Annotated in this window: 15 protein-coding genes and 1 tRNA gene; 11 read left to right on the plus strand and 5 right to left on the minus strand. The window is 27.2% G+C overall.

Translation table 11 applies throughout. The features are described 5' to 3' along the window. The first annotated feature begins 110 nt into the window (after window positions 1-110). From pepF to F0310_RS01225, 6 genes are all read left to right on the plus strand, one after another. Window positions 111-1,880 (plus strand): oligoendopeptidase F, encoded by a 1,770-nt coding sequence (gene pepF / locus F0310_RS01200; protein ID WP_182117152.1) that lies wholly within the window; start codon window positions 111-113, stop codon window positions 1,878-1,880. Between the two features lie 16 nt (window positions 1,881-1,896). Further along, on the plus strand, window positions 1,897-2,601 hold the full coding sequence (gene pcsA / locus F0310_RS01205; RefSeq protein WP_182117153.1) for a phosphatidylcholine synthase: 705 nt from the start codon (window positions 1,897-1,899) through the stop codon (window positions 2,599-2,601). A gap of 10 nt (window positions 2,602-2,611) precedes the next feature. Beyond that, complete coding sequence (locus tag F0310_RS01210) at window positions 2,612-3,220, plus strand: DedA family protein (RefSeq protein ID WP_182117154.1); 609 nt, start codon at window positions 2,612-2,614, stop codon at window positions 3,218-3,220. 22 nt (window positions 3,221-3,242) lie between these two features. Continuing rightward, window positions 3,243-3,326: transfer RNA gene (locus F0310_RS01215), tRNA-Leu, on the plus strand. 143 nt (window positions 3,327-3,469) lie between these two features. Next, complete coding sequence (gene leuS / locus F0310_RS01220) at window positions 3,470-5,998, plus strand: leucine--tRNA ligase (protein ID WP_182117155.1); 2,529 nt, start codon at window positions 3,470-3,472, stop codon at window positions 5,996-5,998. 10 nt (window positions 5,999-6,008) lie between these two features. Next, window positions 6,009-8,285, plus strand: coding sequence for an efflux RND transporter permease subunit (locus F0310_RS01225; protein WP_182117156.1), 2,277 nt, complete (start codon window positions 6,009-6,011; stop codon window positions 8,283-8,285). Between the two features lie 39 nt (window positions 8,286-8,324). On the opposite strand, the gene lon is transcribed toward F0310_RS01225, so the two are convergent. After that, window positions 8,325-10,748, minus strand: coding sequence for an endopeptidase La (gene lon / locus F0310_RS01230; RefSeq protein WP_182117157.1), 2,424 nt, complete (start codon window positions 10,746-10,748; stop codon window positions 8,325-8,327). 94 nt (window positions 10,749-10,842) lie between these two features. On the opposite strand from lon, the gene F0310_RS01235 reads away from it, so the two are divergent. From F0310_RS01235 to rpsU, 4 genes are read left to right on the plus strand one after another with little or no spacing between them, the layout of a single operon-like run. Next, window positions 10,843-11,529 carry a hypothetical protein gene (locus tag F0310_RS01235; RefSeq protein WP_182117158.1) on the plus strand — a complete coding sequence of 229 codons (687 nt, stop codon included), beginning with the start codon at window positions 10,843-10,845 and terminating at the stop codon, window positions 11,527-11,529. Between the two features lie 23 nt (window positions 11,530-11,552). Further along, complete coding sequence (gene recJ / locus F0310_RS01240) at window positions 11,553-13,667, plus strand: single-stranded-DNA-specific exonuclease RecJ (RefSeq protein ID WP_182117159.1); 2,115 nt, start codon at window positions 11,553-11,555, stop codon at window positions 13,665-13,667. A gap of 26 nt (window positions 13,668-13,693) precedes the next feature. Further along, window positions 13,694-14,605, plus strand: coding sequence for a M23 family metallopeptidase (locus F0310_RS01245; RefSeq protein ID WP_476577974.1), 912 nt, complete (start codon window positions 13,694-13,696; stop codon window positions 14,603-14,605). A gap of 16 nt (window positions 14,606-14,621) precedes the next feature. After that, the gene (gene rpsU / locus F0310_RS01250) at window positions 14,622-14,834 is read left to right on the plus strand and encodes a 30S ribosomal protein S21 (protein WP_120104064.1); all 213 of its coding nucleotides are present in this window, start codon (window positions 14,622-14,624) and stop codon (window positions 14,832-14,834) included. 52 nt (window positions 14,835-14,886) lie between these two features. Here the strand turns inward: rpsU and F0310_RS01255 are convergent, their stop codons facing one another. The 4 genes from F0310_RS01255 to F0310_RS01270 are packed head-to-tail and all read right to left on the minus strand — an operon-like array spanning window position 14,887 to window position 21,431. Further along, window positions 14,887-17,244, minus strand: coding sequence for a DNA translocase FtsK (locus F0310_RS01255; protein WP_182117161.1), 2,358 nt, complete (start codon window positions 17,242-17,244; stop codon window positions 14,887-14,889). Between the two features lie 21 nt (window positions 17,245-17,265). Then, on the minus strand, window positions 17,266-18,060 hold the full coding sequence (locus F0310_RS01260; RefSeq protein ID WP_182117162.1) for an undecaprenyl-diphosphate phosphatase: 795 nt from the start codon (window positions 18,058-18,060) through the stop codon (window positions 17,266-17,268). Then, window positions 18,053-20,236 carry a flagellar assembly lytic transglycosylase gene (locus F0310_RS01265; protein WP_232535927.1) on the minus strand — a complete coding sequence of 728 codons (2,184 nt, stop codon included), beginning with the start codon at window positions 20,234-20,236 and terminating at the stop codon, window positions 18,053-18,055. Before F0310_RS01265 ends, F0310_RS01260 begins: the two co-directional genes overlap by 8 nt. After that, window positions 20,229-21,431 (minus strand): hypothetical protein, encoded by a 1,203-nt coding sequence (locus tag F0310_RS01270; protein ID WP_232535928.1) that lies wholly within the window; start codon window positions 21,429-21,431, stop codon window positions 20,229-20,231. The genes F0310_RS01265 and F0310_RS01270 overlap by 8 nt, the downstream gene beginning before the upstream one ends. A 175-nt stretch (window positions 21,432-21,606) precedes the next feature. Here F0310_RS01270 and F0310_RS01275 point away from each other — a divergent pair, with 175 nt between their 5' ends. After that, window positions 21,607-22,989 (plus strand): tetratricopeptide repeat protein, encoded by a 1,383-nt coding sequence (locus F0310_RS01275; protein WP_182117165.1) that lies wholly within the window; start codon window positions 21,607-21,609, stop codon window positions 22,987-22,989.

Genomic DNA, 22,989 nt, shown 5'->3' on the forward strand with positions numbered 1-22,989 from the left:
CATATCGTATATATAAATACTTGATTTATTGTAAAATAATAAGCAAAGATTTAGAATAATTACTATTCATGTTTATAATCAATGCCCTATTAAAATAAAGGAGAAATTTAATGATAGATAGAAACAAAGTTAAAGAAAGCAACAAATGGGATTTATCCTCTTTATTTAAAAATAATGAAGAATATAAACAAGAGGTAAAAGAAATTAAATTAAAACTTGAAGAGTTTAAGAAATATGAAAACTTAGATTTTGATTTAAACACATTCAAACAATCCTTAAACGATTATTACGAAATTGCAGAAAAATTAGAAAGAACATCTTATTACACTTATCTTCAACTAGAAACAGACGTAAGTAATAAAGATTCAAATAAACTTAGAACAATAAATATTAACTTAGAAACAGAAGTATCAAATACTACTTCATTTTTTATTCCAAAAATACTAAAAACAGATATAAAACAAGTAAAGAAATGGCTTGAGAATAGCGATCTTCAAGATAAAAAAATAGCTGTCGAAAACATTTTAAGAGAAAAAGAACATATTTTAAGCGAGGAAGAAGAGAAAATATTAGCTAATTATACTCCCATTTATTCATCTTATAATGACATATTCTCTTCATTAACAAATGCAGATATGGAATTTGGAAAGATTGATGGGAACCCTTTAACCAATTCTAACTACAGCTTATTTCTTTATAATGAAGATCAAGAGATAAGACGAAAAGCTTTCTTAAAATTTTACAAAGAATATAAAAAACATGAAAATACATTGGCCAATCTCTTAATTGCTGATATAAATAAAAATAAATTTCTAGCCAAAACAAAAAAATTTGAAGACACTATCTCAATGAAGCTTTTTAAAAATAATATTGATAAAAAAGTTTATACAAATTTAATTGAGACAGTTAATGAAAATTTATCTACACTTCATAAATATTATGAATTTAGAAAAAACATACTTAATCAAGAATATCTTAATCACTATGATATTTACGTTCCTCTAACAAAAGATATAAAATTTAAAAATTCTTTTAATGAAGCTTGTGAAAAAATCTTACAATCTCTAGAAATACTAGGAAGTGAATATGTCGAAGTACTAAGAAAAGGATTTTTTAAGGAACGTTGGGTTGATATATACGAAAACAAAGGAAAAAGATCAGGGGCTTTTAGTGCAGGATCTTATAACGGTAAACCCTATATACTCATTAATTATAAAGACGAATCAATAAGAGACATGTTTACTCTAGCTCATGAAGCGGGTCATTCTATGCATTCTTATTTCAGTATTAAAAATAATCCATTTCCCCAGTATCAATATTCTATTTTTGAGGCAGAAATAGCATCTACAGTAAACGAACAAATACTTGCAGATTATTTACTAAAAAATGAAAAAAATGTTGAAAAAATAAAATACATAAAATTAGCCCAAATAGATGATCTACTTGCAACATTTTTCAGACAAACAATGTTTGCTGAATTTGAATATATTATTCATGATATGATTAATAAAGATAAACCTGTTGTAAAAGACACACTAAAGACAACCTATACAAAATTACTAAAAAAATATTTTGGACCTACACTTAATATTGATAAAAATAGCTCTCTTGAATGTTTTAGAATCCCTCACTTCTATTCACCTTTCTATGTGTATCAATATGCAACAGGTATTACTGCTGCTCTTTTAATATATAAAAATATAAAAGAAAATAAAAAAGATGCGATTAAAAATTATATAGAATTTTTAAAGACAGGAGGTTCAAAATATCCATTAGATTCTTTAAAAGTTACCGGAGTTGACTTAACATTAAAATCAACAATAAAAAATACAATTAATATTTTCAAAGAACGTCTTGAAGACGTAAAAAAATTATTCTAATAAAAGGGGTAGGATTTTGAAGAACTTAAATCTTATTATAGCTTGGTCAGTACATATTTTAACAGCTTCTGGTTTAATAGTTGGATTTTATTCAATAATCGCAATAGTAAATGACGATTACCCTCTTTTATTAAAACTTACAATTATTGGGCTTATAATTGATGGGATTGATGGGACATTGGCAAGAAAATTTAATATAAAAGAATTAATCTCAACAGTTGATGGAGCTCTTCTTGACAATATTGTAGATTATATAAACTATACATTTATTCCTGCAATATTTTTTTATTATGGATACTTTATAAAAGATGAATATAAAATAATAATCTGCATTGGCATTTTATTTGCATCAGCATACCAATTTTCAAGAATAGATGCAAAAACAAGCGATCATTTTTTTAGAGGTTTTCCCTCTTTATGGAACCTCTTAATAATTTTTAATTTCATATTTAATATAGGACAAACTACAAATCTGATTATAATATTAATATGCATTATATTAAGCTTTGTACCAATTAAATTTATTTATCCATCAAAAACTAAAGAATTTAAATCTTTAACAATTTCCCTCACAATATTAACTTCTTTAAGTTTAATATTGGCAATATTTATAAAATTACCAGAAACTTATTTAAAAATATCAAAAATGATATTAATTTTTTACCTTTCATATATCACTTTAATTAGTATGTACCTAACATATAAGACAAGAAAAAAATAATGAGAAATTTATGAATATGATACTAGAATTTATAGATCTCAATATAGGTTATGCTCCAGTGGTATTTTTTACACTACTTATCCTTGCAGGCTTTAATATCCCAATTTCCGAAGATGCAATAGTATTAATGGGCGGTATACTTTCTAGTCGAAAAAGTGAGTACACAGTTTTAATATTTTTAGGGATTTTCTGGGGAGCATATATTGGCGATATAATTTCATTTTATATAGGAAGATTTTTAGCATATAAACTATTTAGGAAAAAGACAAAAGTTAACAAACTAATAGATATAATGAATTACTATTATGGAGAATATGGAAGTTTAACTCTCTTTTTTGGCAGATTTATTCCATTTGGTGTCAGAAATGCAATATTTATATCTGCCGGAATGGGAAACATGAGACCTTGTCATTTCCTGTTAGCTGATTTCTTTGCAGCTATTATATCAATTACAATTTACTTTACTTTAAGTTTTAAAATAGGAGAATCATTTAAAATGATAGTTCCTAAAGTAAAAATAACAATTTTACTATCATTTATCTCATTATCCACAATAATTCTAATTATACTATTTATAAAAAATAAAAAAAAACAAAAAATTGACAAATATTTTAAATAAAAAATATAATTATTCATAAGATGCTGTGGTGGTGGAAGTGGTAGACACGCTAGCTTGAGGGGCTAGTAAGTGAAAACTTATGCTGGTTCAAGTCCAGTCCACAGCATTATTCGAAAGAATTTATACTCATAAATTCAAGCTAGAAAAGAACTAAAGTATCAATTTACTTTTCAATAAAATAGCTATAGAATGTAAGGATGGTATAAAATTTTAAAATCAAAATAACAATTTCATTCACTGAGAGGCTAAATGTCTGAATACAATTTCAAAAAAATAGAAAAAAAATGGCAAGATTACTGGTATAAGTATAAAACATACAAAGCTGATGAAGATCTGGATATCCCTAAAGAGAAAAGAATTTATATTCTCGACATGTTTCCTTATCCTTCAGCTAACGGACTTCACGTCGGACATCTCGAAGGGTACACTGCAACTGATATATTAACAAGATATAAGCTTTTAAATGGATTTAATGTACTTCATCCAATTGGATTTGATAGTTTTGGACTTCCCGCAGAGAACTATGCAATACAAACAGGGACTCATCCCAAAAAAATAACAGAAGATAACATTGAGAAATTCAAAGAACAAATTAAATCATTAGGGTTTGCATACGACTGGGACAGAGAAATCAAAACCCATGATGAGAGCTACTATAGGTGGACACAATGGATATTTCTAAAATTATATAAAAAAGGCTTAGCTTATACAAAAGAAATACCTGTTTGGTATTGTCCGGCTCTTGGAACAGTATTATCAAATGAAGAAATTATACAAACATCTAGCGGACCAAAATCTGAAAGAGGGCTCCACAAGGTAGAAAGGAAGCCACTAAGGCAATGGGTACTAAAGATTACAGAATATGCAGAAAGGTTAATTGAAGACCTTAAAGAAGTAGACTGGCCTGAATCTGTTAAAGAAATGCAGAAAAACTGGATTGGAAAATCAATAGGGGCTGAAATCGAATTTGAAGTAAAGGACAGTGAAGAAAAAATTAGAGTATTTACCACAAGACCAGATACAATATTTGGTGTAACCTACTTAGTTCTAGCCCCAGAAAATAAAATAGTAGATAAAATAACAAAAGATGAATTCAAAACTCTTATATCAGATTACAGAAACAAAGAATATCTTAAAAGCGATCTTGAAAGAACTTCTCTTGAAAAAGATAAAACAGGACTATTCACAGGAGCCCATGCTATTAATCCAATTACTAAAGAAGAAATTCCAATATGGATAGGTAGCTATGTACTTGGATCTTATGGAACTGGTGCTGTAATGAGTGTTCCAGCGCATGATGAGAGAGATTTTAAATTTGCAAAAAAATACAATTTAGAAATAAGGCAAGTAGTTTTAAAAACGGGAAATAACAAAATACTAGAAAAACCATTTATTGAAAATGGAATTTCAGTTAACACACCCAAAGAATTTAATAACCTACATACTAGCGAAGTAAAAGAAAGAGTAATAGAATGGCTTATTAGGAATAATAAGGGGAAAAAAAAGATTAATTATAAACTCAGAGATTGGGTCTTTTCAAGACAGAGATATTGGGGAGAGCCTATTCCCATTTTACTTGATGAAAAACTAGATGAAACACCACTAAAAGAAGATGATTTACCTCTAAGACTACCAGAAATAGAAAATTATAAACCATCAGGAACAGGTGAATCTCCTTTAGCAAGAGTTCATAGTTGGGCAAACGTCAAATATAATGGAAAAACATACAAGAGAGACACAAATACAATGCCTCAATGGGCAGGCTCATGCTGGTACTATATCCGGTATCTTGACCCAAAAAATGAAAAAGAATTCGCTAGTAAGGAAAAGATCAATTACTGGATGCCGGTTGATCTTTATATTGGAGGTGCAGAGCATTCAGTATTACATCTCCTATATGCAAGATTTTGGCATAAAGTACTATACGATTTAGGTTATGTTAATACAAAAGAACCTTTTATAAAACTTGTAAATCAAGGAATGATAACATCATTTGCATATCAAGACGAAAATGGAATCCTCGTTCCTAATGATGAGGTAATACAGAAAGATAATAAATTCTTTTCTAAAAGTAACAACAAGGAATTAAAACAAATAGTTGCTAAAATGTCAAAATCATTAAAAAACGTAATAAATCCAGATTACATTATTAATGAATATGGTGCCGATTCAATAAGAATTTATGAAATGTTCATGGGGCCTTTAACCGATTCAAAACCTTGGAATACAAAAGGTTTAATTGGAATTTTTAGATTCTTAAACAAGATCTGGGCTATTAAAAATAAAGAATTAACAATAGAGAAAGCGCCTAAAGAAATAATATCTAAACTTCACAAAACAATAAAAAAAGTAACAGAAGATATAGAAAACCTAAATTTTAACACCGCAATATCATCATTAATGATATTTATAAATGAACTTTACAAATATGATAAAAACTATAAAGAAATATTTAAACTTTTTATTATCATATTATCGCCTTTTGCACCTCATCTAGGAGAAGAAATGTGGGAGTATTTAGGAGAACCTCCTAGTATATTTAAGAATGCAAAATGGCCCAAATATAATCAAAGTCTTATTATTGATGAAAAAAGAGAAATTGTATTACAAATCAATGGCAAGACAAAAGATAAAATTGTAATAAGTAAAGGAACAGATGAGAATATTCTTAAGGAAACTGCACTAAAAAATAACAAAATTATAAAAAATATAAAAAACAGAAAAATACTTAAAATAGTTACGGTTAAGGATAAGCTTATAAATATAGTAACGAAATAAAGAGACAGAAATGAATTTTGAGAAAATGACCATTAAATACAGAAAAATTATACTTCTTATTTTTACATTAATAACTATTTTTTTAGGTTTCTTTTTGAAAAATATAGAATTTGATTCTAATATTCTAAAGCTTATTCCAAAAACTAAAGAAACTGAAAGAATAATAGACATAGATAAAAGTAATTCCCTCTTATCAACAATTGTAATATTTAAAAATAAAAACAGCATTTTTAATAAAGAAACCTTTGAAAAAATTAATAAAGTAGCTAATGATATAACTAATATATTAAAAGTGCCTCATAGCTCTGTTACAAGCATATTTACATACTTTCCACAATTTAAAAAAGATATTTACACAGATGAGGAAATAAATGATATAAGAGAAAAAGTAAATTCAACATCATTTATAAAAAATACATTCTTAAACGACAATGGAACCTTAACTTATTTTATAATTGTTCCTGCAGAAAACGAAAAAACAAATTTTAGTAGAAATTTGAAAAGTGAAATTGAAGAAATGGAAGCAACAATTAAAAAATATGAAACTGATGATCTTAAACTTTATTTGACAGGAGATCTTGTAATAAGAGAAAAAATACTTAATTATATGATTGACGATTTTATATTTTTAGGCCCCTTAGCCACACTTATAGTCATTTTATCGCTTTACCTTGTTGCAAAAAACATATCAGGAGCCTTAATACCAATATTCATTGCAACTTTTGCATTAGTTTGGACTTTTGGAATCAAAGGACTTGTACGATCTCCTATTACTGTCCCAGAAACAACAATGATTGTATTACTTATTTCAATTGGATGTGCCAATTCCGTACACATAATAAATGAAATACTTAAAAAAATAAAAAAAGAATCTTTTTCTAAGAAAATAATAATTACTACAATAAAAACTTTAAGAGTACCAATACTTCTAACTTCTCTGACAACAGCTCTTGGCTTTTTATCGTTAATAACTTCATCAATTCATGCATATAGAATAATGGGAATTTTTATGGCAATAGGAGTAACAATTGGAATGCTAATGTCCTTATTAATATTGCCTGGAATACTAGTGTATATTCCATTTAAGAATAAAGAAATAAATAAAAGTAAGATCACCAAAAACAATTTTCTTGAAAAACTTTCAATAATAAATCAGAAAATCACAAATTGGCTTTTGAGCAATAAATATCCATCATCTATCTCAACTCTAATTATTTTATTCATATCTATTGTAGGTCTTCTAAGAATAGAGATTAACTTTGATGAAAAAGACTATTTCCAAGAACATACAAGTGTCAAAAAAACATTAAATCTGATGCAAAAAGAGATAGGGGGAATTTCTATTATTAAAATTGAAATTAAAGGCATATCTGGATCATTTAAAAATGCAAAAAATATGCAAAACTTAGACTTAATTACAGATAAGATTGACTCATTTAGTGCTAAGACTCAATCTAGCTCAATAAACGGTATCATAAGATTTATTAACTTTAAATTTAAGAAAGAAAATCCGAATGAATATAGGCTTCCTAAAAATCAATCAATATTAAATAAATTAATCCTTTTAATCAGTAGAAGCAATTCCATTAAAAACATGACCAAAATGTATGTAAATGATGATTGGTCTCAAATATCAATTATTGTAAGAATCGATAAAAATTCAACTGAAGAAATAAAAATCTTCATAGATTACGTAATTAATTTACTTAATGAGTATATGCCAGGATATGAATATCAATTCTCAGGTGCTTATGACAAAATACTAATATCTAAAACTATGGTAACAGAACAAATTAATAGTATTATCACAACACTTAGTGCAATAACAATATTGCTAATAATATTCTTTAAATCAATTAAAATTGGAATAATAATTGCAATCCCAGTATCATGGTCTGTATTCCTAAATTTTGCTGTAATGAGACTTTTTGGAATAACGCTAAACCCTGCAACAGCAACAATTGCATCTGTTAGCATGGGAGTAGGAGTAGACTACTCAATTCACTTTTTTAATGCATTTAAATTAAATTATCAAAAAATTAACGACTATAAAAAGGCTTTACTTGAATCAATCCTCAATGTATTTAATGGAATTTTTGCAAATTCAATATCAGTAGGTATAGGGTTTTTAACATTAATGTTTTCTACTTATAAAATAATTGCAACGCTTGGAGCTATAATAGCTTTTACAATGCTAACAACTTCCATTGCGTCACTTACAATACTCCCATTACTAATTTACCTATTTAAACCTAAAATTAAAGCATTGAGAATAGATGATAAATGAAAAATAACATCATAAAAAGTAAGGAATTCAATATAACACTTAAAATAATAATTTAATAACCTCACTCATATTGCTAACTAAATGGAAATTTATTCCAGTCTTAATGTTAATAGGTATTTCATCAAGATCAACTTTATTTGCAATAGGAATAATAACATGCTCAACTCCACTTCTTTTAGCTGCAATTATTTTCTCTCTTAATCCTCCAATAGCCATTACATTCCCAGTAAGCGATAATTCTCCTGTCATAGCCAAATGAGGTCTAACAACTTTATTAAGCCCAAGAGATATAAAAGCACTAGCAATAGTAATACCAGCAGAAGGCCCATCTTTTGGAATAGCACCTTCTGGTATATGTAAGTGAATCATATACTTTTCAAAAAAAGACTTGTCTATCTTAATTTTATTTCTAATACTATTTACATAAGTAAATGCAATATTTGCAGATTCTTTCATAATGTCCCCAAGTCTACCTGTCAACTTAATCCCAGAAGACTTTGCTTCAGTTTTTACAGTTTCAATTATTAATGTTGAACCACCATAATTTGTCCACGCAAGTCCCATTACCATGCCTGGAGACATAGCTTTATTTAAAAATTCTTCTCTTCTAAAAACAGGAACACCAATATACTCTTCCAAATTTTCCTTAGATATTTGGTAAGACTTAATATACTCATCTTCAACAAGCTTTCTTGCAACTTTTCTTACAATTTTCTTTATGTATTTTTCAAAATTTCTAAGCCCATTATCTCTCGCATATTCTCTGACAATCTGAACAAGAGCTGAACCTTGAAACTTTAAAGAATCTCTGCTAACTCCATTCTCTTTTAAAACCTTAGAAATTAAATATTTCCTTGCTATTTCTATTTTCTCATCATCAACATATCCTGAAAGTTGAATTACTTCCATTCTATTTAATAAAGGATTGGGTATTGTCTCAACAGAATTAGCCGTTAAAATAAAAAAAACATTAGAAATATCAAAAGGTAAATCAAGATAATGATCTCTAAAATTAATATTTTGTTCAGGATCTAAAACTTCAAGAAGAACTGAAAATGGATCACCATAATTAGACGATGAAACTTTATCAATCTCATCTATTAAAAAAACAGGAGAATTTGTTCTTGTAATCCTTAATCCCTGAATAATCTTTCCTGGTAAAGCACCAACATAAGTTCTTCTATGTCCTTTAATTTCAGATTCATCTCTCATACCACCTACAGAAAATCTAAAGAATTTAGTCTTAAGTACTTTAGCAATAGCTGCTCCTATTGAAGTTTTACCAACCCCAGGAGGTCCAACTAAAAGCATAATAGCTCCTCTTTGAGATTTCCTTAGCTTAATAACAGAAATATATTCAATAATCCTATCTTTAACTTCTCCCATCCCATAATGCGTTTTATCTAAAATTTTTTTTGCTTTCTGCAAATCAAACTTATCAAAATCAATCCTAGAATCTCCCCAAGGAAGATTAGTAATAAGTTCAAGATAATTTCTAACAACAATATACTCTGATGAATTTGTCTCAAGAAATGAAAATTTCTCTAGCTCCCTTTCTACTGCCTCAAGAACTTCCCCCTTTAATGCTAAAGAGTTTATTTTAGCTTTAAGTTTTACAAAATAACTCTTCTTGTCATCTCCTAATCCAAGCTCAGCCTTAATAGCTTTAAGTTGTTCTTTTAAAAAGAATTCTTTTTGTTGTTTCTCTAACTTTTCCTGAATACCCCTGGTAATTTTATTCTGAATTTCAATTAAATTTAATTCTTCATAAATTAATTCTAAAACCTTTTTAAGTCTATCCTTTATGCTTAAAGTCTCAAGGACTTCTTGATGGGACTCCTTTGAAGATGAAATCATTCCTGCAACAACATCACACAATCTACCCTTATCCTCAATGTTTACCATATTTAACTGAACTTCTGGCATCTTTCTATGCGAAAATATTTCTTTTGTTCTAAGCAAAATGCTACTGTAGATTGCCTTTGACTGTAAATCATCTTTTTTAACTGGAATCTGCTTCAAATAATCAACCTCAATTATTGGAAAATCTTCATTAAGAACGACCTTAACAAACTTAACCCTATCAATAGTTGAAACAAAAATATTATATCCACCATCAGGAAGGTTAATTTTTTTAACTATCTTAGCAGTAATACCAACAGAATAAATATCCCGCTTATAATTGACAGATATTTTATCACTTTTATTGCCAGTTTTTTCTAAAAATTTATCTCGTAAAACAAATAAGGAGACAATACCATTACCCTTATTAACATAATCAACCGCTTTCATATCAGTATCAGAAACTATAATAATTGGAATAAACATACCTGGAAATATAGGATGCGATGGAACTGCAATTAAAGGTACTCTTACAGGTTTATCAAAATGAGGTAAAATGGCAGAAGCAGAATCATCTGAATGCTTATTCCCATTAGATTCAGTCTTTTTTAATTCTTCCATAAAAATTAAGTCTCCTTAAGTTTAATTATAACAAAAGAAAATTTTTATGAAAATTCATTTAATATTGATTTTTTTTATTATACAATAATGTATAATGCAGTTTAGTAAAATTAATGCTATTATAGTAAGTTTATACCATAAGAAGAATTATTATCTTTTAAGTTTATTTCATTCAAAAGGAATTATTAATACAATTGTTTACAACTCTATCATAAAAAAGTTTAAATCAAACATTAATACGCTAGTAAAAGCTAATTTCGAAATAGTAAAAGAAAATAATTTATATAAAATAATAGAAGTCAATGACGAAGAATTCATTTTAAAAGATTTAAATTATGAAAAATTGATAATTATTAATCTTTGGTCAAAACTAATTAATTTAAGTTTTGATGATGGAGAATGTTTTGAGTTATTTACAAAGGCTACAGATGTTCTTAACAATTCAACTATGGAAAAAACATTTTTAGTCGATTTACAATATAAAATAAGGTTTTTAATCATAAAAAATTTTCTATGTTTATCAAACATATGTTTTACATGCGATAAGCAAATAGAAAATAATTATTACTATGACATGCAAACTAATGGTTTTAATTGCATAAATTGCGCTAGTAACAAAAATCACTATCTTAATAAAGAAAGTTTTAAATATTTAAAAGATACAACTCAAAAGAGCATAAGTTCTTCATTACTAATAGATTTAACCAGTAAATCAAAAGCACTTATTGAAGTAATGATAAAAAATAAAATAAATACAGAATTTGAAAAAACATTAATCTAAATAAAACAAACTGGATACAAGAAGTGAAGATTTGGAAAAAAAAAGAAATTGATATAAAAAAAGAAGACATAATAAATATTGCAAAGAAATATAATATTAGTCTTCTCGAAGCAACACTACTAAAGAGAAGAGAAATCAAAGAAGAAGACTTTTTATTCTTTATTGAAGACAGTGTAAATTTAATGCATAATCCCTTCTTACTCAAAAATATAAGTAAATTTATTTATAGAATAAAAGAAGCTATTGAAGAGAATGAAAATATATTAATTTTTGGAGACAAAGATGCAGACGGAATCACAGCTACAATCATAATGTATGAAACACTTATAGATTTCGGTCTTAATGTAGCATACAAGATACCCTCCAACGGAGAATTTTATGGCATTACAAAAGAACTAATTGACAAAGCTTATGAAGATAAAATATCAATAATAATTACTGTCGATTGCGGTATTTCTAATATTGAAGAAGCAATTTATGCAAGATCAAAAAATATAGAAGTAATTATCACAGATCACCATCTTCCTAACAAAGAGCTTGACACAGAAATTATTATCATTAATCCTCATTTAAAAGGAGATTTATCTCCCTTTAAAGAAATAGCTGGTTGTTATGTTAGCTTTAAAGCATGTCTTGCCTTATACTTATCTACCACCAATCTTTATAATAAAGATATTGTGTTTTTATTCTTAGAAAGACTGAGTAATAAAATTGTCCTTGACGCAATAGAGATAAATAATTACATTTTAAAAAGACATCTCTCACTAGAAAACAATAATGACCTACAAATCAATGTCAACAAACTAGAAGAATTTTCAAAAGATAAATATGTAATAGTATTTAATAAAAATGAACAAAATCAACTTTTGAATGAGTTCTTTAATCAAAAAATAGATATTGAAACAATTGATATTAGCGAAAATTTTATAAGAAAATACCCAAAATTTTCTAAAAAAACACTTAAAGAACTAATCCAAATCACAAAATATTTTAAATATAAAGAAATTCATATCAAAGACAAGCTATATTATGTTTTTTATAACATAATATTTGAAATAAATAAAGATTTACTAAAAAAATGCCTTAAAAATCTTAAATTTGTTGCAATAGGAACCATTGCTGATAATATGCCAATTATTAACGAAAATAGAATAGTTGTAAAAGAAGGTCTTAAAGAAATTGCACTAAAAGAGAGAATTCCTATTAACTGTTTACTAAAAGACGCTAACTTATTAACAAAGCCAATAATAAGCTCATCCGATATAGCATTTAAGATTGCTCCTATATTAAATTCAACAGGAAGGCTTGAAAAAGCAGATATTACAATCAAATTTTTGTTAACCGAAGATATTAATAACATAGAAAACAAGTTTAAAGAAATTAAAAATATAAACACTCTAAGAAAACAAAAGGAAGACGTATCTTGGAATACACATAATGAAAACACCATTTTCAAAAATGATAGATTTATTGTATGCTATGACAAACATACCCCAAAGGGAATCAGTTCTAGAATGGCAACAAGACTTTCTTCTTATTATCAAAAAGTCGCTGTTTTTTTGACAAAACAAGGCAACATAATTAAAGGTTCTATAAGATCAAATAATAAAATAAATTCAAAAGATTTAATATCAATGATACCATGTTCTTTGTTAATAAATTCTGGGGGTCATAAAGCAGCAGCTGGATTTACGCTTCATGAAAATATGCTAAATGAGTTTATTAAAAAACTTGAACATGCCCTTGAAAAAATAGAATATAGCGATGTACGAGAAGATTCTATACTAATTGATGCTATTATACCTAAAGATTTTAAAAAAGAAGAACTCTTAAAAATAATTGACTTATTTGAACCTTACGGACATGGATTCAGAGAATTTATCTTAACCATGGAAGACGTATCAGTTCAAGATCTCAGAACAATTGATAAAAACGGAACTTCAAAGCATATAAGCATGAAAATTAAAAATAACCAAGACTATTACAGAGCTATATACTTTAATGGAACTCAAAATATTCAAGAGCTAGGAATTAAAGATGGCCAGAATATAGATATAATATTCACAGTTAGCGAAGACTTCTATAATCAAAATGACAAAATTCTAAAAATTATAGACATTAAAAAGAGAGAAAATTAATGCTTAGCATCAAAAGCCTTATTCTTATGAATCTGATCATTCTATTCAATATTAATGTAGCAAGAGATACTGAATTAATGGGGTTTTATAAGAGAGAAGTTTTTCAAGGAGAGTTCACTTACTTTGCAAGCAACAAAAACTTCAAAAAACTATCTCTATTAAGCAGTAATAAAAACCCTATTTTAAGCTCTTATCCTTTCAAATTTAAAGTAGACAATAACATATATCACATAGCTCTACTAGGAATTACACCAATGATTAAAGAAGGAAAAAGAAAAATTGAAATAGAATTTGAGAATAAAAAATACATAAAGGAAATAGAAATAAAAAAATTTGAATTTAAAAAAACAACTGTCAAGTTAGATAAAAAAAAAGCAACCCTTTTTAAGAGTCAAAAGTCAATAAAGGCCAAAGAACAATCTCTCATATTATGGAATATAATTGGCAACATAGGCGATACTTCAATATACCACTATGATACTTTAGTCCACCCTATAAAAGATCAATATAGAATAAGCAGTCCTTATGGAGACCAAAGAATTTATACTCAAAACAATAAAAAAATATCAAAACTCACAATGCATAACGGCATAGATTACGCTCCTTTCAAAAGAGAAAAAACACCTATTTTCGCAGCTGGTAGAGGGAAAGTAGTATTTGCAAGAGATAGGGAAATTACTGGGAAAACTGTAATAATTCAACACTTACCAGGTGTATTTACAATCTATTTACATCTATCAAAATTTGGAGTTACAGAAAATAAAATAGTTAACACAGGGAAATATATTGGAAATGTTGGAAATACAGGAATTTCAACAGGCCCTCATTTACACTTTGAAATTAGAATTAATGGAGTTGCTATAAATCCAGATTTCCTATTAGAAAATATGCTTATTGACAAAAATAAAATAATCAATAATATTAAAAAGATAGAGTAATAAAGGGGGTGATTTTTTGGTAACTGTTAACGTGGACAAAAATGAAGGGCTAGAAAAAGCATTGAAACGTTTTAAAAGAATGATTGAGAAAGAAGCAATAATTAGAGAATGGAAAAGAAGAGAATACTATGAGAAGCCGTCCACCATTCGAGTAAAGAAAGAAAAAGCATTCAAAAGAAAACAAGCTAAAAAAGTCAGAAAATTAAAACAAAAAATTGGAAGACAATAGACATAAAGTAGAGATACTCACAATTTAGAATATCTCTACTTCTATTTTAAAATTAAATAAAGATATCTCGTGCTTTTGAACCTTTTATAACACCTATATATCCCATCTTTTCCATAAGTTCAATAATCCTTGCAGCTCTATTATATCCTATTTTGAGTCGTCTCTGCAGGTAAGATGCAGAGGCTTTTTTAGTAGAACGAACAATCTCAAGGGCTTCTTCAAACATAGGTTCATCTGAAGGGTCAAGAACTACTTTATCTGAGGCGCCCACACTGCCAAGAAATATCTCATCATCAATATAATTTGGAGAACCAAATTTCTTCACCTCTTCAACTAATCTGTAAATTTCCTTTTCATTTAAAAATCCACCTTGAATTCTTTGAGGAAAAGGAGTAGTAGGACTGACATAAAGCATATCTCCCCGTCCTAAAAGCTTCTCAGCACCTGAAGTTCCGAGAATTATCCTTGAATCCATAGCACTAGCTACCATAAAAGAGATTCTTGAAGGAAAATTAGCTTTTATTACTCCAGTAATAACATCAACAGATGGTCTTTGAGTAGCAAGAACCAAATGTATTCCAACAGCCCTAGCCATAGCTGCTAGTCTAGAAATTAAATTCTCCAAATCTTTTCTTCCAGAAAGAATAAGATCCGCAAACTCATCAATAATAATAACAAGATAAGGCAAAGGAATTTCATTTAATCCCTCCTCTTTTATTTTCATATTATAAGCATTAATATCTCTGACAAGAAAATTATCAAAAAGCACATACCTTCTCTCCATCTCATCAAGACACCAACGAAGAGCCTCCAATGCTTTATTTACATCAGTAATAACAGAGGTTAACAAATGTGGTATATCATTAAAAAGCTTAAGTTCTACTATTTTAGGGTCTATCATTATAAGTTTAATTTCATCTGGCGACTTTGAAAAAATAATAGAAGCAATAAGTGAGTTAACACAAACTGATTTACCTGCCCCAGTAGCACCTGCTATTAAAAGGTGAGGAGAATTGACAAGATCAAATACAACATTACATCCACTAATCTCTTTACCAAGTGCAAAAGGAATTTTGAAATTATCCCTAAATTCATTACTATCTATTATTTCCGATATTAAAATAAATTGCCTCCTTTTATTAGGAATTTCAATTCCTACAGCTTCTTTACCAGGTATCGGTGCTATAATTCGAACTCTAACAGCCGCAAGTCTTAGGGCAATGTTATCTGATATAGAAGTTATCCTTGAAAGCTTAATCCCCTTATCAGGACGAACAGCATACATAGTAACAACAGGGCCTTTAATAATATCAATAAGTTTAGCATTAATATTAAATTCTCTCAAAGTTTCCTGTAAAATCATTGATTGTTTTTGAATCTCTCTTTCATATTCGATATCTTCTGTATCATTTTTGGGTTCTCTTTTATCAAAAACAGAAATATCTATAAAATAATCACTACTAACTCTACCTGATAATAAATTTTCATCCGAAATTTTAGCAATGCTATCTATTATTCCCTTATGCCTTATCTCACTAGCCTTAATTTTCCCACTGGCTACAAGCTTATTATTACTATCAAACTTTGATAACAGCTTATATCTAGATTTATCACTATCCAAATCATACTGAAAATCTCGCAAACTTTGATTTTCCATTAACCTTTTATCTAATAACGTAGCATCTAACCCTTTTGATTGATCAAAAACAGCTTTATCTAAATCTATACTAGAAGGTTTATTAGATTTTCTTAAAAATGTATTAAAAGACCACAAAGCTTGATATTCTTCTCCATTAATAATATTATCTTTTTCACTAGAAGACTCATTCTTATTAAAGTCATTATCAAAACCTTCATATACTTTAATGTCTTTTTTAACCCTTAAAGAGCTTAAAAGAGGAAAATAAGCAAACAAACTTTCAAACAAGATTTTAAGCTTAAAACCTAAAAACTGAATAGTATCTATAATAAAATTAGTATTCTTGAAAAATAAGAAATTCAAATAAATCCAAATAACAAATTCTAAAATTAAAATAAGAAAAATAAAAAAATTACCAAGCAATAATCCAAAATTATTCAAAAACCAATTAATAATATTAGAACCTTCAAGCTTAGAATTAATTTTTAACCAAAATGTTAGAGTAAAAAATAGAATAACCGTATAGCTCCAGTTAAATATAAATCTTTTACTAAGCATATTAGCCCTATAAACATACCAATTTACAAGAGGATAAAGTATTAAATAAAATGAAAGAAATGAAAAAGTGTTTAGCAATATTTGCCCTATTAAGTTAAAAATAAAAAATACAAATATATTCCCTATGGGAGTTAATGCTACAAAAAGGGAAAATGATATAATAGCTAACATAAAAAAAAACAAAAATTGAAAATACTGATAAAAATTCTTCATACGCTACGCTATTAACTACATTTAAAAAAAGAAATAAATCACACTTGATAGAGTAAATAAATAAACTGAAAAATAATAAGTTTTGCTTCCTTTAAGTATCCTGAAAAACAAATTTATTGAAAATAATCCAATAACAAAAGCAGTAACTGCTCCTAAATTTATTTCAAAAATATTAAAAGCCATATTCGAAGTAAATAACTCCTTTCGTTTCAAAAATAAACCTCCAAATACAATAGGAATTAAAGATAAAAATGAAATCTCACATGCTCTTGACCTACTAAAACCAAGAAAAATTGAGGCAAAAATTGTAATTCCTGAACGAGAAATACCAGGCATTGTACCAATTCCTTGCATAACCCCAATAAAAAACCCTGAAAAGATAAAATTACTTTTCAAGTCTAAAACCAAAAATCTAAATTCAAGTAATAACAGCAAAATACCCGTTAAAACAAAATTCAATAAAACTATATCAACAGTAAATATTACTTCAAATGTTTCTATAAAAATACCAATAAACGCCGTGATAAAATTAATTATTATTATAAGTAGTAATACCCTTAGATTCTCTAAGTCCAATGCAGTATTTTTTTTTAAAAAAAATCTTATCAAGCTTAAACAAAGTTCTAATATTCGTCTTTGATAATAAATAATTATAATTAAGACAGTTGCAAAATGTAAATAAATATCAAATACTAATGAAACTTCAAGATCCATGAATTTTTTTAAAAGTAATAAATGACCTGAACTAGATATAGGCAAAAACTCAGTAATCCCTTGCATAATTCCTAAAATAATAACACTAAAAAGATTAACCATTAGTTCCTAATCTAGAAGGATTTCCCTTAGGAAATTTACCCATAATATATTCTACTACAGAATCTATGCCTTTGCCTTCATATAAAGCATCATACAATACAGAATAAACCAATATCTTTTTAACATAATTCCTGGTTTGACCAAAAGGGATTGCCTCAATAAAAAGTTCTTTAGGCATATGTCCATAAGCTTGTTCCCACTTACGGACATTTCCAATTCCAGCATTATAAGATGCAAGAGCCTTATAAATAGATCCTACTGTTCCTATCCTTTTTTTTAAATAATAAGTCCCTATAATCACATTATCTTTTGGTTGCTTCAAGTCATATTCATGATATTTAATCTCCCTAGATATATCAACTGCTGTTGAAGGCATAACTTGCATTAGCCCAACAGCACCAGACCTAGATATAGCATCTCTTTTAAAACTACTTTCAGCCTTTATTAAAGAAAAAACAAGATTAGATTCAATTAATCGTCTTTTTGACCAATATCTCACCAAAGAGCTATATAAATAAGGATAAAGACGTTTATAATCATCTTTATTTAAAGCTGAACTATCTTGCTTTACAAGATAATTAATAACAAGGGTAGCTTCATAATAATATTCATGTCTTATAAGTTCATCATAAAGCCCACGGTAAAAATTAGGTGAAAATCTATACCCATTCTTAAAATCATCTGCAACAAAAGCACCAACATAAGAATGTAAATTAAATCTCAAAAATCCCTCTAGGAAACTTTCATAGTCAGACTTATCATAAATAATATCTAAATTATTTTCAAAAAAATCATCAATTTTTTGATTTAATAAATATTTGCTCATAAAAGAAGAATAAGAAGATCTGTTATATTGGATAGAAGAGCGCAAAAGCTCACCATATTCAACTCCATTATTAGCTTTAATAAATTTATGATATATAAGCCTTGCATTAATAAAAGCAAGCCTAGACAAAACAACATTATCTAGTATATCTTTACCATTGCAATAAAGCAAATACAAATTATAATAATCTTCAAGTTGAATAGCTTCTAAAATATATTCATCTAATATTCTAATAAATACAGGATTACCACTATCTCTATACGTATAAAATCTAGCTATGTTCTGAGCAAAATAGCTTCTTGATTCCTTTGTATATATCAAATTACTAAAAATCTCATTAAGAATTAGAAGCCTATAAGATTCATTTTCTAAAGAATTGCTTTCTATATACTTAACCATACTAGTTAAAGCATTTTCCGTATTTAATCTCAAGTTTATAAGCCCTAAATAATACTTCTTATAAACACTACTCAAATTATTAAAAAAAGACAACGCCTTACCTATGTATCCTGAAGTCATAAAAACCTTATAAACATCATTTAAAAATAAAAAATTATTATAATATTCCTTAAAATTATTATTTAATACATTTATTGCATCCTCTAGCTTACCATTAGCAACTAAAGCTTTAAACCTAACAAGATTTAAAAAACTTTTATTTAGGCTTAGGAGTCCAAATCTCTCATCTGAAACAAGATAATCATGCGCTCTTACATGCAGATAACCTGCGGGTAAATCTTCAAATAACTTTTTAAAATAAACTAATGACTCATTAATATCTGAAATATTAAAATAAAGAACAGCTTTAAACAAAATATTTTCATTCATCTGAGATTCTAAAAAATTCATTTTATCCAATTTATTTAAAACTAAAAGAGCCTCATTATTTTTTTTCTGCCAATAAAGACTTTTAAAATATTCTAATGCAATATACTTATTATCTTCATATTTCTTGTAAAGCTTTCGCCCAACAAGCTCAGCCTCAAAATATTCTTTTCTCGAATTATGGTATTCTAGAAGCCTAACACCAGCAAACTGCGATACAATATTATTATCAGTCTCTGATGCTTTAAACATATATTCTCTAAATTTTTCTTCATACCCTATTTTCTTAAAAAGATAAGCAACATATACATAAGATCTTGGATCTATCCCAAAATACTCATCAAAATTTTGCTTCTCATAGTCAAAATTCCATAACCAGTTTAAATGATTTAAATCAAAACGATTCACATTCCTTTTTACCACATTCTCATTCAAAGATTTTCTTTCAAAATAACAAGATAATAAATTTAATAACAGAAAACTAAATAAAGATTTAATGAATAAAAAAAATAATTTCTTAAACATAAGAACTTCTTTCATGCTTTTTAACTTTTTCTTTCTCACATATATAATGATAAGAAATTTTGAAATTTCTAGGATTTAAAACTTTAGAAAAAATCAAAAATAATGAAAAAAATATTAACAAAAATAAAGAAATAAGACTTAAATAAAGCATAAAGGTTTGCATAAAACCTTCCTTTGTATCTGAACCTAACTGCTCATTCTCAACACTTATGCTTAAGCCTTTGCTAGAATCTCTAACATCAAGAAATACATCATCAACTGGCCCCTCTTTCAACCCTTTATCAATATCTGCAATAATATCATCAACACTTAAATCATCAGAATAAGAATCTTTAAAACTTGCTATATTAACACTACTAAAATCAATATCTTCATCTTCAATAAACTTTATAACATTATTATCAGAATCAAAACTAATGTCACTACATTCAGAGGGGGAATTATATAAATCAGAGCTATTTTCTTCTATATTATCCCTATTATTAACAAAATTAAAAGGTTCACTTTTCATCTGATTACTATCGTTCCCAAGAGCACTGGTCGCCTTAAGACTATTATCAAAATCTCCCAAATTAGGTTTAGACTCAAAATCTAAGGCACTAAACGTGTCATCTCCTTTATCTAATAAACCAGAGATATCTAAATTACCTTCATTGATAAATTCTTTTTCATTTAAAGAATATAAATCTTCTGCATGATTTAAATCATCAATATTATCCAAATTATCTAAAGAATAATTATCTTTATCTTGCTTAAAATCATTTTTTAAACTTTTAGTAGTAGTTACATCCTCAAAATCTAAATTACTAGAATCAGGAATGTATTCATTTTTTACCTGACTATCCTTAGAAAAATCATTAAGTTCTACCAGCTTTACATCAAGATTATATAAACTCAAATCAAATTTAGACTTATTCTCAATCCCATCACACTCACCATAAACATAAAGTATCACAGATTCCATTCTAAAATAAACATTTATATCTGAACTTTCTTTTCTAAGATTATCTAAGAAAAAAGACCCTACAAAAACGGGATTAGAAAAATCTTCAACCTTGCTAATATAAAAATCCAACTTCACACTAGTTTCATCTAAAATCTTACCCAATACAACTTTTTTTACAGAAATATCTTCCAAATTTAAAACTGAAAAATACTCTTTATTAGAAAGCTTTATTGCTAAAAACCCTTTCAATAATTCCAACCTTTTTGTTTTTTACAAAAACAAATTTATGCATAATAATTATAATATAATATAAGTTGAATTATATTCAACTTATATCTAGTTTTTATTCAAAATAAAAACACTTTGATTATGTTTCATATTTTTCATATGATATTACTAAATATAAGTTTAGGAGAAAATTTAGGTGTTATCATTATTCATAATAGTTTCCTCATTTACAGTATCTTTTTTGGTATTTTTATTTTTCAAGCTTGCAATAAAAAATACACAAATAAGAGAAAAAGGGATACATGACAAAAAGTCAGATAGAACAAAAAAATTAATAGAAAAAGCCACAAATATGCTAAAAGCAAATCCAAATGAAATAAGAGCGCTCCAAATTTTAAACAATTATTATTATGAGAATAAAGATCCTGAAAATGGAATTAAATATGCTAAAAAACTATGCCAACTCGTAGAAAAAAATCCCATAAGCCAAGATATAGACTCACTTAAAGCTTTTTTAAGTTATGGATTTTATAATCTTGAAAGAAATTTTAATAGGGAAGCATTAGAATTTCTTAAAAAGGCATATGCAATAAAAAAAAATGATACAGATGTTAACTATTATCTTGGAATAGCTTTCCTAAAAAACGACTATTACAAAGAAGCTCTACATTATCTAACAAAAATATACAAATTTGATAAAAATAATCATCAAGCTTTAAAATATATTGGAATAGTTCTTTTCCATATGGAAAATTACTATAAAGCCGTTGGGATATTTAACAACATAAAAAATTACATACAAAATGATGTAAACGCCCTTTTAATTTATGCCAAATGCCTAACTCAACTTAATCAAGATCGCCTTGCTCTTGAAATTGCAGATAAGCTAAAAAACAGAGATAAAATGACATATGAATCCCTTTTAATTGAATCTGAAATTCATGCAAAAAACAATAATTTAGAAAAGCTAGAAGAAAATATCAAAGAGTTAATTAAAGTAAAGCCTGATTTGCCTAAAAAAATATTCCTTGAACTCTTTTATAAACTAGGTGAACTTTACATAGAACATGAAAATTATCAAAAAGCAACCGATGTTTTTATTCAAGTTGAAAGAGTCGACTCAAACTATAAAAAAATCAATGAGAAACTAGAATTTAGCAAAAGATTAAGTGAAAATCTATCGCTTAGAATATACCTTAAAAGTTCAAAAGAAAAATTTGAAAAATTAGCTAGTGAAATTATTATTAAGCTATATAAGAATAAGTTTCAAATAAGAGATGTAAAAACAAATGAAGTAACTTCTCAGTTTATAGACATAAATTTTCAACTTGTAAATAATCAATGGGAAGAAAACTTAATAGTCCGATTTGTTAGAACAGAACAAGAGATTCTAGGAGAATTATTTCTAAAAGACCTTATTTCAAAAACCAAAGAAAATAAATTAAAAGGACTGTGCATAGCACCAGCCGTGTTTTCTACTAAAGCTAAACAAATAATCGAAGGCAGGTTAATTGACCTAGTAGAAGGGAAAAAATTAATACAAATACTAAAAAAAGTTAATATATCAAAGTATCAATAA

This window comes from Borrelia sp. A-FGy1, assembly GCF_014084025.1.
GTDB lineage: Bacteria > Spirochaetota > Spirochaetia > Borreliales > Borreliaceae > Borrelia.